14 protein-coding genes are annotated in these 14,088 nt (G+C 71.4%); 10 read left to right on the top strand and 4 right to left on the bottom strand.

The annotated features are described in order from the left end of the window. The first annotated feature begins 230 nt into the window (after positions 1-230). Positions 231-713, top strand: coding sequence for a type II toxin-antitoxin system PemK/MazF family toxin (locus C1I93_RS20850; RefSeq protein ID WP_111244987.1), 483 nt, complete (start codon positions 231-233; stop codon positions 711-713). 34 nt (positions 714-747) lie between these two features. Here the strand turns inward: C1I93_RS20850 and C1I93_RS20845 are convergent, their stop codons facing one another. Continuing rightward, the gene (locus C1I93_RS20845) at positions 748-1,395 is read right to left on the bottom strand and encodes a GGDEF domain-containing protein (RefSeq protein WP_111244986.1); all 648 of its coding nucleotides are present in this window, start codon (positions 1,393-1,395) and stop codon (positions 748-750) included. 247 nt (positions 1,396-1,642) lie between these two features. On the opposite strand from C1I93_RS20845, the gene C1I93_RS20840 reads away from it, so the two are divergent. The 5 genes from C1I93_RS20840 to C1I93_RS20820 all read left to right on the top strand — a co-directional run bounded on the left by C1I93_RS20840 (position 1,643) and on the right by C1I93_RS20820 (position 6,001). Beyond that, positions 1,643-1,882 (top strand): DUF397 domain-containing protein, encoded by a 240-nt coding sequence (locus C1I93_RS20840; RefSeq protein WP_111244985.1) that lies wholly within the window; start codon positions 1,643-1,645, stop codon positions 1,880-1,882. A gap of 137 nt (positions 1,883-2,019) precedes the next feature. Beyond that, a complete protein-coding gene (locus C1I93_RS20835) occupies positions 2,020-2,901 on the top strand; it encodes a Sco1979 family transcriptional regulator (protein WP_420811761.1) in 882 nt (293 codons plus the stop codon). A gap of 134 nt (positions 2,902-3,035) precedes the next feature. After that, on the top strand, positions 3,036-4,073 hold the full coding sequence (locus C1I93_RS20830; RefSeq protein WP_111244983.1) for a LacI family DNA-binding transcriptional regulator: 1,038 nt from the start codon (positions 3,036-3,038) through the stop codon (positions 4,071-4,073). A 2-nt stretch (positions 4,074-4,075) separates the two neighbouring features. Next, a complete protein-coding gene (locus C1I93_RS20825; protein ID WP_111244982.1) occupies positions 4,076-4,282 on the top strand; it encodes a hypothetical protein in 207 nt (68 codons plus the stop codon). 48 nt (positions 4,283-4,330) lie between these two features. Then, positions 4,331-6,001 (top strand): serine/threonine-protein kinase, encoded by a 1,671-nt coding sequence (locus C1I93_RS20820; RefSeq protein ID WP_223256444.1) that lies wholly within the window; start codon positions 4,331-4,333, stop codon positions 5,999-6,001. A 3-nt stretch (positions 6,002-6,004) separates the two neighbouring features. On the opposite strand, the gene C1I93_RS20815 is transcribed toward C1I93_RS20820, so the two are convergent. Further along, complete coding sequence (locus C1I93_RS20815; RefSeq protein ID WP_223256443.1) at positions 6,005-6,712, bottom strand: carbon-nitrogen hydrolase family protein; 708 nt, start codon at positions 6,710-6,712, stop codon at positions 6,005-6,007. A gap of 82 nt (positions 6,713-6,794) precedes the next feature. Between C1I93_RS20815 and C1I93_RS20810 the strand changes: the two genes are divergently transcribed. Further along, positions 6,795-7,595 (top strand): DedA family protein, encoded by an 801-nt coding sequence (locus tag C1I93_RS20810; protein WP_111244980.1) that lies wholly within the window; start codon positions 6,795-6,797, stop codon positions 7,593-7,595. 44 nt (positions 7,596-7,639) lie between these two features. Then, positions 7,640-8,059 carry a protein-tyrosine phosphatase family protein gene (locus C1I93_RS20805; RefSeq protein WP_111244979.1) on the top strand — a complete coding sequence of 140 codons (420 nt, stop codon included), beginning with the start codon at positions 7,640-7,642 and terminating at the stop codon, positions 8,057-8,059. Positions 8,060-8,070: 11 nt separating this feature from the next. On the opposite strand, the gene C1I93_RS20800 is transcribed toward C1I93_RS20805, so the two are convergent. Beyond that, positions 8,071-10,344 (bottom strand): ATP-binding cassette domain-containing protein, encoded by a 2,274-nt coding sequence (locus C1I93_RS20800; protein WP_111244978.1) that lies wholly within the window; start codon positions 10,342-10,344, stop codon positions 8,071-8,073. A gap of 175 nt (positions 10,345-10,519) precedes the next feature. Here C1I93_RS20800 and C1I93_RS20795 point away from each other — a divergent pair, with 175 nt between their 5' ends. Then, entirely contained in the window at positions 10,520-11,245 is a 726-nt protein-coding gene (locus tag C1I93_RS20795) for a MerR family transcriptional regulator (RefSeq protein WP_111244977.1), read from the top strand. A gap of 129 nt (positions 11,246-11,374) precedes the next feature. On the opposite strand, the gene C1I93_RS20790 is transcribed toward C1I93_RS20795, so the two are convergent. Then, positions 11,375-12,646 (bottom strand): hypothetical protein, encoded by a 1,272-nt coding sequence (locus tag C1I93_RS20790; RefSeq protein ID WP_111244976.1) that lies wholly within the window; start codon positions 12,644-12,646, stop codon positions 11,375-11,377. A gap of 390 nt (positions 12,647-13,036) precedes the next feature. Here C1I93_RS20790 and C1I93_RS20785 point away from each other — a divergent pair. After that, positions 13,037-14,088, top strand: a 1,052-nt coding sequence (locus C1I93_RS20785; RefSeq protein ID WP_258378314.1) for a D-alanyl-D-alanine carboxypeptidase family protein, incomplete at its 3' end; no start/stop codon positions are given.

The following is a 14,088-nucleotide window of genomic DNA, read 5'->3' as shown; positions in this document are numbered from 1 at the left end:
GTGTATAAGAGACAGCCCTTTGCTCTGCTTCACCGGAGGCAACGGGTTCGGACCGACACCGTTGCGTGGGTTGAAGCAGAGCAAAGCGACGGAGGAGAAGGGTTGGGGGCCGGATCCGGCCGCTGCGGCACGGCGGCGGTGCGACAGGGCGGCAGGGCGGCGGCAGGGCGCGGGGCGGCACGGCTGCCCTGGTGGGAGGCGGGTCGACGCGGGCGGTTAGGCTGCCCGCCGTGGCAGGACTGTTCAGGAGTGTGGCGGCCCGCGTCGGCGCGGTGATCCCGACCCCCCGGCGTTCCGGACCGACCCCGGCTCGGGTCGCACGGCCGCGCCAGGTCAACGCGTTGCAGCGGCGTCAACTGTCGTACGCCCCGGAGCCCGACGGTCAGGCCGACCCGGGAGAGATCGTCTGGACCTGGGTGTCCTACGAAGACGATCCCCGGCAGGGCAAGGACCGGCCGGTGCTGGTGGTGGGTCGACACAGTCGGACGCTGTTCGGGCTGATGCTGTCCAGCCAGCGTGATCGTGACGGCGAGCGGCACTGGTTGGCGCTCGGGCCCGGCGAGTGGGACCGGGAGAAGCGACCCAGCTGGGTGCGGTTGGACCGGGTGCTGACGATGCGTGAGGACGGTATCCGGCGTGAGGGCGCGGTGTTGGACCGGGCCCGGTTCGACCGGGTGAGCCAGGCGTTGCGCGCCGGCTACGGCTGGCACTGATCGGTGCCGGCACCGCACCGAGCGGACGCCGGCATCAGCATTCGGCGAGGTGCGCCATGTCGCGGAGCGCGCGGCCGGATCGGGCCGAGCCGATTCCCTTGGCCTCGTACATCGCCGCGTCGGCGCGGTCGAGCGCCTCGGCGAGCTGGGAGCCGTGCACCGGTGCCAGGCCGACCGAGGCGTTCACCCGGAGGGTGACGGCGCCCAGCGGGATCGGTGCGGCGAGCATGTCGCAGAGTTGCCGGGTGGCGTGTTCGATCCACCGGCGGTCGACGGTGGGACTGGCCAGCAGCCCCGCGAACTCGTCGCCGCCGAGCCGCGCCACCGGGTTGTCGCCGGCGAAGGCGGCCAGCCGCTGGGCGACGCTGATCAGGACCTGGTCGCCGGCGGAGTGCCCGTACCGGTCGTTGATCTGCTTGAAGTCGTCCAGGTCCAGCACCACCGCGACCAGTGGGCGGCCCGTGCCGTCGGTCAGCAGCGCCGCGGCGAGGCGGTAGAAGGCCCGCCGATTGGGCAGTCCGGTCAACGGATCGTGGCTGGCGGCGTGCCGTTCGGCGGTCAGTTCGGCCCGAAGTCTGTCGATCTCGGCCTCGGCCCGCACCGCCCGGCGCCCCAGTTGCCAGGAGGAGAGCAGAGCCCCCGCGGCGCAGATTCCGGATGCGACGGTCAGCGGATCCGGCACCGGCCCCTCCCTTCGCCCCCGGCGCAGCGGCCAGCGCTGCCGAACACCTCGTTTCCCCTGGTGGCGGCCAGGTTCACGTAACAGAATGTGAGCGGATAAGCACCGCTCACATGCGCTATCATGCTCGCTGTCCATTGCAGATGCAATAGCAGATGCACGTGCAGAATGAGTCGAGTCGACACCGTCCCTTCGTGCCGCTACCGCTCCTCCCCACGGCACCGGCGCCCATCGGAAGAGAACAGCACCCATGCAGCAGCCGCCGAACGGTGTACCCGTCCATCAGTTGCCTCCCCTCGCCTGGCAGAAGAGCCGGCGCAGCAATCCCAGTGGAAACTGCGTCGAGTTGGCGGAGCTGCCCGGTGGCGCGGGGATCGCGATGCGCAACTCCCGGCATCCGGAGGGGCCGGCGTTGATCTACACCATCGACGAGATCGCCGCGTTCGTGCACGGCGCCCGGGACGGGGACTTCGATCATCTGATCAGCTGACCCGATATCCCATCTGCGGGAATCGCCGCGCACGGGATGGAGGTTCACCTCACTGATGGTTCATGGCATGCTTACAGCTCGGTCGGGCCGGTCCATCGGCTCGGCGACCGATGGCGTGCGGAGGACGGCAGGTGACCATGGTTTCCGCCGAGCAGGGCCCGGCGGCAGGCCCGACCGTGCTGCGGATGCTGCTGGGCGCACAGTTGCGCCGGTTGCGTGAATCCCGTGGGGTGACCCGGGAGAGCGCCGGCTGGGAGATCCGGTCGTCCGAGTCGAAGATCAGCCGGATGGAGCTGGGTCGGGTCGGTTTCAAGGAACGCGACGTCGCCGACCTGCTCACCCTCTACGGCGTCACGGCCGAGCACGAGCGTGCCGCGCTGCTCAAGCTGGCCCGGGACGCCAACAACCCGGGCTGGTGGCACCGCTACGGTGACGTACTGCCGTCATGGTTCCAGTCGTACCTCGGCCTGGAGGCCGCGGCGGCGCTGATCCGCAGCTACGAGGTCCAGTTCGTCCCCGGCCTGCTCCAGACCCGGGAGTACGCGCGGGCCGTGGTGCGGCTCGGCCACAGCGACGCCGGTCCGGCGGAGATCGAGCGCCGGGTGGACCTGCGGATGCGGCGGCAGGAGTTGCTCCAGCGACCGCGCCCGCCCCGGCTGTGGGCGGTGGTCGACGAGGCGGCGCTGCGCCGGCCGATCGGCGGCCCGCGGGTGATGCGCGGCCAGCTGGAGGCGTTGCTCGAGGCCACCCGGACGTCGAACGTCCGGTTGCAGGTGATCCCGTTCGCCGCGGGTGGGCATGCCGCGGCCGGTGGCGCCTTCACCATCCTGCGCTTCGGTGACCAGGATCTGCCGGACATCGTCTACATCGAGCAGTTGACGAGCGCGCTCTATCTGGACAAGCGCGAGGATCTCGACTTCTACGCGCTGGCCATGGAGCGACTCTGCGTCGAGGCCGAGCCGCCGGAGCGCACCGCGGACATCCTCAAGCGCATCATCGCCGACATCGATTCGGTCTGACCGGCCCCGTCTGACCGCCCTCGGCGGGCGTCCCCAGGTCCGCGTCTCAGTTATCCACGTTGACATGCGTCGCCCTTCGCGGCTAGTCTCTGGATCGATCCAGACTGAATCGATCCAGAAGAGGGGAGGGGCGGGTGAGACCAACCTTGCGGGACGTCGCCGAGGCAGTGGGTGTCTCGCGCAGCACCGTCTCCAACGCCTACGGCCGGCCGGACCAGCTCTCCGCCGAGCTGCGTCAACGGATCCTCGACACCGCACTCAAGATGGGCTATTCCGGGCCCGACCCGACCGCGCGGTCGTTGCGGCGCGGCTTCGTCGGCGCCATCGGGGTGCTGTTCACCTCGCAGCTGTCGTACGCCTTCACCGACCCCTTCGCGGTGCGGTTCCTCACCGGAGTCGCCGAGGCGGCCGAGCGACACAGCAGCAGCCTGTTGCTCGTACCGCTGCCGAACGATCCGGCCGGCGCCCGCAAGGCGGTGGAGAACGCCGCGGTCGACGGATTCTGCGTCTACTGCGCCGGTGACGAGGAGGGGATCATCGACACCATCCGAGGTCGTGGGCTGCCCTTCGTGACCACCTCCTCGCGACCTCGGGCCGGCGACCGCTGGGTGGGCATCGACGAGCGGGCCGCCGCCCGGTCGATCGCCGAACACCTGACCGGTCTCGGCCACCGCCGGGTCGCCCTGCTCGGCGACGGCATCAGTCCCGACCCGACCTCCGGGCTGCGGCGGCTGCCCGATGTCGCCGAGGTGACGCATTCGACCACCCGGGACCGCCTCGCCGGCTTCGCCGACGCCTTCGCGTCGGTCGGCGTCGCCTGGCCCGAACTGACGATCCTGGAGGCGGTCGGCAACACCCGGGCCGCCGGAGCCGAAGCCGTCCGCGCGCTGCACGCCCTCGCCGAGCCGCCCACCGCCGTACTGGCCTGCTCCGACGTGCTCGCCCTGGGTGCGATGGACGCGCTGCCGGCGGTCGTCTCGGTGACCGGGTTCGACGACATCGCCGAAGCCGCGCCCGCCGGCCTGACCACCGTGCGCCAGCCGGGTGAGGAGAAGGGCCGCTCGGCCGCCGAACTTCTGTTCGACCCACCCACGGACACTGCGGCGGGTCAGATCCTGTTGCCCACCACGCTCGTCTCCCGCACCAGCACCCGACCAGTCCCGAGGAGCTGATCATGGAACAGTCCACAGGCTTCGTCTTCGCCGTCGACGCGGTCACCCGGCACGTCAACTCCGCCCGCCCGGACGCGCCCGTCCGTCCCGACCCGCCACGCACCCCGCGCCTGGCCGGCGCCCGCCAGTTCGCCGCCGCCGCCCTGCACCGCCTCGCCGACCAGATCCAGCCCACCCCGTGCAAGGAGGGGCCCCTTCTTAACGCCTGAGGTGGTAAAGGGGCCCCTTCTTAACACTCGGCGAAACCGGACGGGCGGGTGGTGCAACTGCCCGAGGAGCAGGCAGACTGGACGCTCATGTCGCCGTTAACGCCCCAACTGCGGTTGCACGACCGCTACGTGCTGCACGACCGCGTCGGCCTCGGTGGAATGTCCGAGGTGTGGCGCGCCGAGGACGAGGTGCTGGGCCGGCTCGTCGCGGTCAAGGTGCTCGCCGGCACGTTCGCCGTCGATCCGGAGCTGCGGGCCGTCATCCGCAGGGAGGCCCGCGCCGCGGCCCGGCTGGCACACCCGCACATCACCCAGGTGTACGACTACGGCGAGGCCACCCTCGCCGGCGGCATCGTGCCGTACCTGGTGATGGAACTGGTCGACGGGCGTAACCTCGCCGACCGGCTGGCCGAAGGCCCACTGCCCTGGCCGTCGGCGGTGCGGACAGCCGCCGAGATCGCCGCCGCGCTGGCCGCCGCGCACCGCATCGGAGTGGTGCACCGGGACATCAAACCGGGCAACGTCATGCTGACCGAGACCGGCGCCAAGGTGCTGGACTTCGGCATCGCCGCGCTCGCCGGCCCCCAACACGTCGGCGCCGGGCACGGCGGCGAACCGCTCATGGGTACGCCCGCGTACACGGCGCCGGAGCGGCTACGCGCCGGCACGCCGGATCCGGCCAGCGACGTGTACGGGCTCGGCGTACTGCTGCACCGCACCCTGACCGGCGAGGTGCCGCTGCCCGTCCGCAGCTGGGAGGAGGCCGCCCGGGTGCACGCCCGGCGGCCGCCGGTGGCACCTCCACGGGTGCCGGGGCTACCCGCTGCCGTGGCCACGCTGGTGCTGGCCTGCCTCGAGCCAGATCCGTCGCGGCGACCCACCGCCGCACAGCTGGCCGGTCGGTTCCGGGCCGCCGCCACCGCCGCGGCGGGACACTCCACCGCCGCACCAACCGGCCCGGTGGGGCACTCCTCGGCCACGCTGCCGATGCCCACCGACGAGGCCACGGCGCTCGTCACCCCACCGGCACCGACCCTCGTCGACCGCACCGACAGGTGGTACGGGTCGACGCAGCCGACGGACGCGCCCGCGTCAACCCGGCCGCCGCGTCCCCACGCGTCCGCCACTGGGGCGGCTGCCGGCTGGTCTGCGGGGGCGACGCCTTCCGCCGGGTCGGTCCGTTCGGCGGCGCACGGGTGGACGACGCCCGGTCGCCTCGGGCATCGGTCAGGAGATCCCCAACGGCGTCGTCCGCCGGCCGGTGTGCTGGTCGCGGCCGGGGTGGCGGCGCTGATCGGGCTCGGTGCGATAGTCGCCCTCGGCGGCGACGGCGAGGCGACGACGCCGATCGCCGCTCCCAGCAGTGCCCCGGCCGCCCCGGCCGCCGCATCGACCTCGGCGAGCCCGGCGGCACCTCGGCCCAGCCCGTCCACGGCCGCGCCCGAACCGGTGAGCCTGCGGCAGACCGCCGCCGAGTTCGTCGCCCTGATCACCGAAGCGCAACTCGTCGGCGACATCGACCGCAAGGCCGCCGAACGGCTGCGCAAGGACCTCACCGAACTCGCCCTGGGCCGGCCGAAGGACCGTGAGGACCGGATCGAGGACCTGCGGGACCAGATCGAGGACGAAGTGGAGCGGGGTCGGGTGCCCGTCGACTTCGGTGAGCGGCTGGACGACCTACTCGACCAGCTCGAAGCCACGCTGCCCGAGGAGGACTGACGCTCAGCTCAGGACGGCCAGCGCGTACTCGCCCGGCACCGTACCGGCCTGGGCCAGCAGCCGGCCGTCGGCCGCCCAGATCGCCGACTGGCCGGCGGCCTCGGAGAAGCCTCCGCCGGTCGAACCGGCGAAACTGGCGATCGCCACCACCACCCGGTGTGTGCTGGTGATGCGCCGCGCCCGCTCGTCGGAGACCGCGGCCTCGTCCGCGTGGTGGACGATGGACGCCAGGTAGGCGTCGACGCCCAGGGCGCAGGTCTGCGCCGAGTGCGCGACGACCCCGCTGTCCTTGCAGACCGCCAGGCCGAGCCGCCAGCCGTCGACTTCCAGCACGACCGGCTCCGGGCCCGGCGTGAACCGGCGGGCCTCCGCCGCGCCGAGCCACATCTTGCGGTACGCGACCCGGACGCCGTCGCCGTCCACGGCGAGGGTGGCGATGTGGTCGCCCACCACCGGGGCGCCGACCAGCGCGATCGTCCCCGTCTCCGCACACGCGCGCACCAACTGCCGCAATCGTGGGTCGGCCGGGTCGACAGGTGCGGCGTCCAACTCGTAACCGGTGAGCGAAAGCTCCGGAAAGAGCACCACCCGGGCGGCCGCCGCGCGAACCAGCGCCGCGTGCGCCGCCACGTTCGCCACGATGTCGTACGCCTCGCAGGTCGGCTGGGCGACCGCGAGCCGCAACGGTGCCCGCGTCGGATTCTGCTCCACGCTTGCGCAGCGTAGGGGTTTGTCGTTCCGTAAGTCGATACCGGTTGAGCGGTTTCCAGCTTCAGTTCGTAGGTTAGGGGGCATGATTCTCTTTCCGCACGCGGCCGAAGAGCCTGGACAGTCCGGGCCGCCGCAGGACGGCCTCGTCGGCTTCGTCACGGATCTGGTGGAGCGGCTCGGCGGCCCCGGCGCGGGACTGGCGGTGGCGTTGGAGAACCTCTTCCCGCCGATCCCGAGTGAGGTCATCCTGCCGCTGGCCGGGTTCGCCGCGGCGCAGGGCCGGATGAGCGTCGTCGGGGCGATCTTCTGGACCACCCTCGGCTCGCTGTTGGGTGCCCTGGCCCTCTACTACATCGGTGCGGGACTGGGGCGGGAGCGGACCCGGGCGATCGCGGCCAAGCTGCCGCTGGTGAAGGTCAGCGACATCGACCGCACCGAGGAGTGGTTCATCAAACACGGCGTCAAAGCCGTTTTCTTCGGCCGGATGATCCCGATCTTCCGAAGCATGATCTCCATACCGGCCGGCGTGGAACGCATGCCGGTGCTCACCTTCGTGCTCTACACCACGCTGGGCAGCCTGATCTGGAACACCACGTTCGTGCTGGCCGGATACCTGCTCGGCGACAACTGGCACCTGGTCGAGGGGTACGCCGGAATCCTGCAGAACGTGGTCATCGTGGCCTGCGTGCTCGGGCTGATCTGGTTCGTGGTCACCCGGCTGCGTCGGTCGCGGCGCTCCGGTGGCCTGCGCTCCAACGACAGCGGTGCCGGACTGACCGACGCCGCCCCGACCGGTGTGCCCGACCCGCAGGGCAACGGCACCATCTACCGCAGCGCCTGGGCCGACGAGCAGCACCGTCCCGGGCCGCACTCGCCGCGCTGAACGGGGTGCCCCCACCTCCTCCCGGTGTGCGCGATACTGCCGAGGTGAACGGGGAACGGCAGTGGACGGAACAGACCGGCGTGATCGAGTTGCCCGGCGGGGTGCGAGTGCGGGGGCGGCGCATCGCCGATCCGGCCTCGCCTGCCGACTTCAGCCTGCTGCTGGCACCCGGGCCGACACCTGAATGGGCGCACCGGCGGGTGCGGTGGCCCGACTTCTGGGTGCCGGTGGACCGGGCGGACGCCCTGGACGCGTTGCGTGAGGCGTTGCGGCGTGGCTACGCGGGTGAGCGGGTGGAGGTGGCCTGCAAGGGTGGCACGGGCCGGACCGGCACCGCGTTGGCCGCTCTGGCGATCCTCGACGGGTTGCCGGCCGACCGCGCGGTCGACTGGATCCGCGAGGTCTACCGGCCCCGCGCAGTGGAGACCCCCTGGCAACGCCGCTGGTTGCGCCGGCTGCCCTGAACGCGCCGGGGTCAGGCGTTGACGTACTCGCGCAGGTGGTGGGCGGTGCGGGTGGTGGCGTGCGCGACCAGGTCGGCGGGGGTGCCGGTGAAGACGATGCGACCGCCGTCGTGACCGGCGCCGGGCCCGAGGTCGATGAGCCAGTCCGCGTGCGCCATGACCGCCTGATGGTGCTCGATCACGATCACCGTGTTGCCGGCGTCGACGAGCCGGTCGAGCAGCGCCAGCAGTTGGTCCACGTCGGCCAGGTGCAGCCCGGTGGTCGGCTCGTCCAGCACGTACGTGCCCGCCTTGTCGGCCATGTGGATGGCGAGCTTGAGTCGCTGCCGTTCGCCGCCGGAGAGGGTGGTCAGCGGCTGACCCAGGGTCAGGTAGCGCAACCCCACATCGGCCATCCGGTCCAGGATGACCCGGGCGGGTCCGCTGGGGAAGAAGTCGCGGGCCTCGGCCACCGCCATGCCGAGCACCTCCCCGATGTTGCGGCCCCGCAGCCGGTAGGTGAGCACCTGGTCGGTGAAACGGCGACCCTCGCACTGCTCGCAGACCGAGGCGACCCCGGCCATCATGGCCAGGTCGGTGTAGACCAGCCCGATGCCCTTGCAGGTCGGGCAGGCGCCCTCGGAGTTGGCGCTGAACAGCGCCGCCTTCACCCCGTTGGCCTTCGCGAAGGCGGCGCGGATCGGATCCAGCAGGCCGGTGTAGGTGGCCGGGTTGCTGCGCCGGGAGCCGCGGATCGGTGACTGGTCCACCACGACCACCCCGTCGCGGCGGTGCAGCGAGCCGTGGATCAGTGAACTCTTGCCCGAGCCGGCCACCCCGGTCACCACGGTCAGCACGCCGAGGGGGATGTCCACGCTGACGTCGTGCAGGTTGTGCAGGTCGGCGTGGCGGATCGGCAGGTGTCCGGCGGGGGTGCGGACCCGCTCGCGTAGGCGTACCCGATGGTCCAGGTGGCGGCCGGTGAGGGTGGCGGAGCCGCGCAGCCCGGCCACGTCGCCGGTGTAGCAGATCCGGCCACCGGCGGTGCCCGCGCCGGGACCGAGGTCGACCACGTGGTCGGCGATCGCGATGGTCTCCGGCTTGTGCTCGACGACGAGCACCGTGTTGCCCTTGTCCCGCAGCCGCAGCAGCAGGTCGTTCATCCGGGCGATGTCGTGCGGGTGCAGGCCGATGGTGGGTTCGTCGAAGACGTACGTGATGTCGGAGAGGCTGGAACCCAGGTGCCGGACCATCTTGACCCGTTGCGCCTCGCCACCGGAGAGGGTGGCGGACTCGCGGTCGAGGCTGAGGTAACCCAACCCGATCTCGACCAGCGAGTCCAGCAGATCCCGCAGGTTCCCGGTCAACGGGGCGACCGACTCGTCGTCGATGCCCCGGACGAACTCGGCCAGGTCACTGATCTGCATGGCGGAGCACTCGGCGATGTTGCGCCCGGAGATGCGGGCGGAGAGCGCGGCGGCGTTGAGCCGGCTACCGGCGCAGTCGGCGCAGGTGGTGAAGGTGACCGCCCGGTCGACGAAGGCCCGGATGTGCGGCTGCATGGACTCGCGGTCCTTGGCCAGGTAGAGCCGGCGTACCTTGACCACCAGCCCCTCGTAGGTGATGTTGGTCCCGCCGATTTTGATCTTCGTAGCCGGCTTGTGCAGGAAGTCCTCCCACTGCTGCGGGGTGAAATCCTGAAGCTTCACGTCCGGGTCGAACAGGCCGGAGCCGGCGATGGTCTGCCAGTACCACGTGTCGACGCCGAAGTTGGGCACCGTGATCGCGCCGTCGTTGAGCGACCTCTCCAGGTCCACCAGCTCATGGAGGTCCAGATCGGAGACCCGACCCAGCCCCTCGCAGGTGGGACACATCCCTTCGGCCAGGTTGAAGCTGAACGCACCGGCCCCGCCGACGTGCGGGGTGCCGAGCCGGCTGAAGACGATCCGCAACATCGCGTACGCGTCGGTGGCGGTGCCCACCGTGGAGCGCGAGTTGGCCCCCATCCGCTCCTGGTCGACCACGATGGCGGCGGTGAGGTTGCGCAGCGAGTCCACGTCCGGCCGGGAGCGGTTCGGCATGAACGACTGGAGGAAGGCGCTGTAGGTCTCGTTGATCAGCCGCTGCGACTCGGCCGCGATGGTGCCGAAGACCAGTGAGGACTTGCCGGAGCCGGAGACCCCGGTGAAGACGGTGAGCCGGCGCTTGGGGATGTCGACCGAGACGTCGGCGAGGTTGTTCTCCCGCGCGCCGCGTACCTCGATCACGTCGTGACTGTCGGCGGCGGACCGTGCTGGCTGCTGCATGCGAACCCTTCGCGGATCGTGGACGGACTCCCGTCCGGGAACTGGCGGGGTTGGCCTGGCCGCATTAAATTGTCTCATTCACTAGCACGTGGAGGCTTTCGTGGCAATTCCGCTGGCAGGCTAGGTGTTATGGCCGGGAAAGTCTCAAACCGCAGTGAAGAGGTAGGGTGCTCGGGTGACGGATCGCGGCAGCCCCCGGCGACTGCGGGCGGTCGACCTCGCCGCGACGGTCGGCATCTCCGTGCAGCAGGTACGCAACTACGTCGAGCTCGGTGTGCTGCCACCTGTCGAACGCACCCCGAGCGGATACCGGATCTTCACCGAGGCGCACGCGCGGGCGCTCGCCGTGGCCCGGACGATGGCCGAGGGACACGGCTGGGTGCGTACCCGGGAGATCATGGCGGCGGTGCACGGCGGTGACCTGCCGGCGGCGCTGGCGGTGCTCGACGCCGGGCACGCCGAGCTGGATCGCGAACGCGCCGAGATCCGCCGGGTCCTCGGTGCCTTCGAGACGGTGGTGACCAGCCCGCCGGTCGCCCCACCACGCCGCGCGGTCCGCGTCGGAGTGGTGGCCGACCTGGTCCGGGTCCGCAGCTCGCAGCTGCGTCTCTGGGAGACCCGGGGGCTGCTGCGGCCGGTCCGCGAGCAAGGCACCGGCTACCGGGTGTACGACGAGGCCGAGGTACGCGCCGCCCAGGTGGTGGCGCTGTTACGCCGGGGCGCCTACCCGTTCGACATCATCACCGCAGTGCTCGACGAGATGCGGACCACCGGCAGTCCGCAGCGGGTCCGCGCGGAGTTGGCCCGGCGCGAGCAGGATCTGCACCGGCGCAGCCTGCGGCGGCTGGCCGCGTCCGCTGCGTTGCACGACTACCTACGGCACCTCGCCCCGACGGCCTGACCGCCGCCTCCTGCAGGTGTTAATAAGGGGCCCCTCCTCTACATGAGGCGTTAACAGGGGGCCCTTCCTTACACAGCACGGTGGGCGGTGGCCCTGAGGCCACCGCCCACCGGCGATGTCATGCGGAGATCAGCGCACCGTGCAGGGAGACGCCAGGTTGACCAGGTCGCCGGGACGGTTGCCGTTGACCCGGCCGATCGCGGTGGCGATCCGGTTGATGGCGGCAACCCGCTTGTCCACCAGCGGCCCGACGATGGCGTTCTGGACGAAGTTCGCACCGCCCTGCGGGTTGGCGGCCTGCTGGGCGAGGCGGGCGTTGGCCTCGGCGATCTGCGTGTTCAGGTTGGCCAGTTCCCGCTGCACCTCGGCGGCGGCCTGCGCGGGCACCGCCGGCAGCCGATCGGCCACGCTCGGGCAGCTCACCGTCTGCGCGACCCCGGCGTTGCCGTTGTTGCCCGCGTTGCCGTTGTTGTTGTTACCGGCGTTGCCGTTGTTGCCCGCATTGCCGGCGTTGCCGGCGTTCCCCGCGTTGCCGGCGTTGCCGTTGACGGCGCTGGCGTTACCCGGGGCGTTCAGGCCGCAGGTGGCCAGGGCGGCGAGGTTGGGGCGCTGGCCACCGACCCGGTTGATGTTGATGCCGATGCGGTCGAGGGCGGCGGTGCGCTTGCTGGCCAGCGGGCCGAGGATGGCGTTCTGGATGAAGTTGGCGCCGCCCTGGGGGTTGGCGGCCTGCTGGGCGAGGCGGGCGTTGGCCTCGGCGATCTGCTTGTCCAGGTTGGCCAGTTCGGTCTCGACGCCGGCAGCGGCGGCGGCCGGAACGTTGGACAGCTTGTCCCGTACCGTCGGGCAGTTGACCGTCTGCGCGCCAGCGGCCGCACCCGCGTTACCCGTGTTCCCGGCGTTGCCGTTGTTCCCCGCGTTGCCGTTTCCGGCGTTGCCCGCGTTGCCGTTGAGTGCGCTGGCAGTGCCTGCGGCGTTCAGGCCACAGGTCGCCAGGCTGCTCAGATCCGGCCGCTGGCCACCGGCGCGGTTGATGTTGATGCCGATGCGGTCGAGGGCGGCGGTGCGCTTGCTGGCCAGCGGGCCGAGGATGGCGTTCTGGATGAAGTTGGCGCCGCCCTGGGGGTTGGCGGCCTGCTGGGCGAGGCGGGCGTTGGCCTCGGCGATCTGCTTGTCCAGGTTGGCCAGTTCGGTCTCGACGCCGGCGACGGCGGCGGCCGGGATGTTCGACAGCTTGTCCCGTACCGTCGGGCAGTTCGCCGTCTGCGCGCCGCTGCTGCCGGCGCCGTCGTCGGCCGAGGCCAGCGTCAGGCCGGCGCCCAGCAACGCCACAGCGATGACACCGACCCCACCGAGCTTCAGCGCGGCGTGCTTCTGGAGCTTTTGAGTACGCCTGACCATGCCAACTCTCCTCATGATGTGACGGCCGGACGGTTCGGATTGCCGATGCCCGTCGGCTGGTGCGCCGTGGATGCCCGGGAGAACGGCCCGGCGACGGCGGCCGTCCCGTCGTCGAGCCTTCCCGGAGGTGACTGTCGGACCGTGCGACGGGAGCGCTCCCGCTGCTGGTCCGGAAGGTTTCGTTGTTCGGTCGTGGATACGGGGGGGTGCCGGTGAACGGTTCAACGGATTGCGGGGAAGATCCGCGATCAGTTGCTCGCCGTGCCGGCCGCGGTGGCGCTGGCGCCACCGATCTCGCGGTTAGGCTGCGTATTCATGTCAGACCGAGCCCTCGCGGTCGTTCCTCTCGTCCTCACGATCCTGGCGATTTCCGCGACGAACAGTGCTGCGGTGACCACTGAACGTGTCGCCGTCGCCCCGCCGGTCGCCGCGGCAACCGCCGTCGCCCCGCCGGTCGCGCCCGCCGCCACCACGCCACAGGCGGTGCCGTGTCCGAAGGCGGTGGCGCCGAAGGTGAAGCGGTCGCCCCGGCCGACGCCGCCGCCGGCCGTGCCGGAGCATCGGGTAGTCGGTGGCGACGCGCTGGCCACCCCGGGGCTGGTCGTGCCGCCGGACGTGCCGACGCCGCCCAAGGTGACCGCCCGGTCCTGGCTGGTGGCCGATCTGGACACCGGTGAGGTGCTGGGTGGGTGCGGGCCACACGAGTACGCCACGCCGGCCAGCGTGCAGAAGCTGTTGCTGGCCGCGACCATGTTGCCCCGGCTGGACGCCGACGAGACCGTCACCATCACCCGTGAGGACCTGGACATCGCGCCGGGCAGCTCGGCGGTCGGGCTGCTCGCGGGCGGTCGCTACCGGGTGCGGACCCTGTGGCTGGGGCTGCTGTTGCAGTCCGGCAACGAGGCCGCGAACGCGCTGGCCCGCCTCGGTGGGGGGCCGGATGGTGCGGCCGGTGGGGTGCGCGCGATGAACGAGCAGGCCCGGCATCTCGGTGCGCTGCAGACCCGCGCCGTCACGCCGTCCGGGTTGGACGCTCCCGGCCAGTTCACCAGCGCGTACGACCTGGCGCTGATCGCCCGTGCCTGCTTCTCCGACCCCACCTTCCGCCGGTACGCGCTCACCGAACGGACCCGCATCCCGGGGCAGAAGGCGCTGCGCGGCAAGGGTTTCGAAATCCAGAACGAGAACCAGTTGATCTACCGTTATCCCGGTGCGCTGGGCGGGAAGACCGGCTTCACCGACTACGCCCGCCACACCTACGTCGGTGCCGCCGAACGTGACGGCCGCCGGCTGGTCGTGACGCTGCTCGGTGCCGAGCCCCGGCCGCAGCGTGGCTGGGAACAGGGTGCCGCTTTGCTGGACTGGGGGTTCGCCCTGCCGCGAGGCAGCAGCGTCGGCCGGTTGGTGGAGCCGGGGGAGTGGGACGCCCCGCCGGCCACACC

Source organism: Micromonospora endophytica (assembly GCF_003236305.1).
Classification (GTDB): Bacteria; Actinomycetota; Actinomycetes; order Mycobacteriales; family Micromonosporaceae; genus Micromonospora; species Micromonospora endophytica.
The sequence above is the reverse complement of the archived record's forward strand: the minus strand, read 5'-3'. Positions and strand labels throughout refer to the sequence as shown.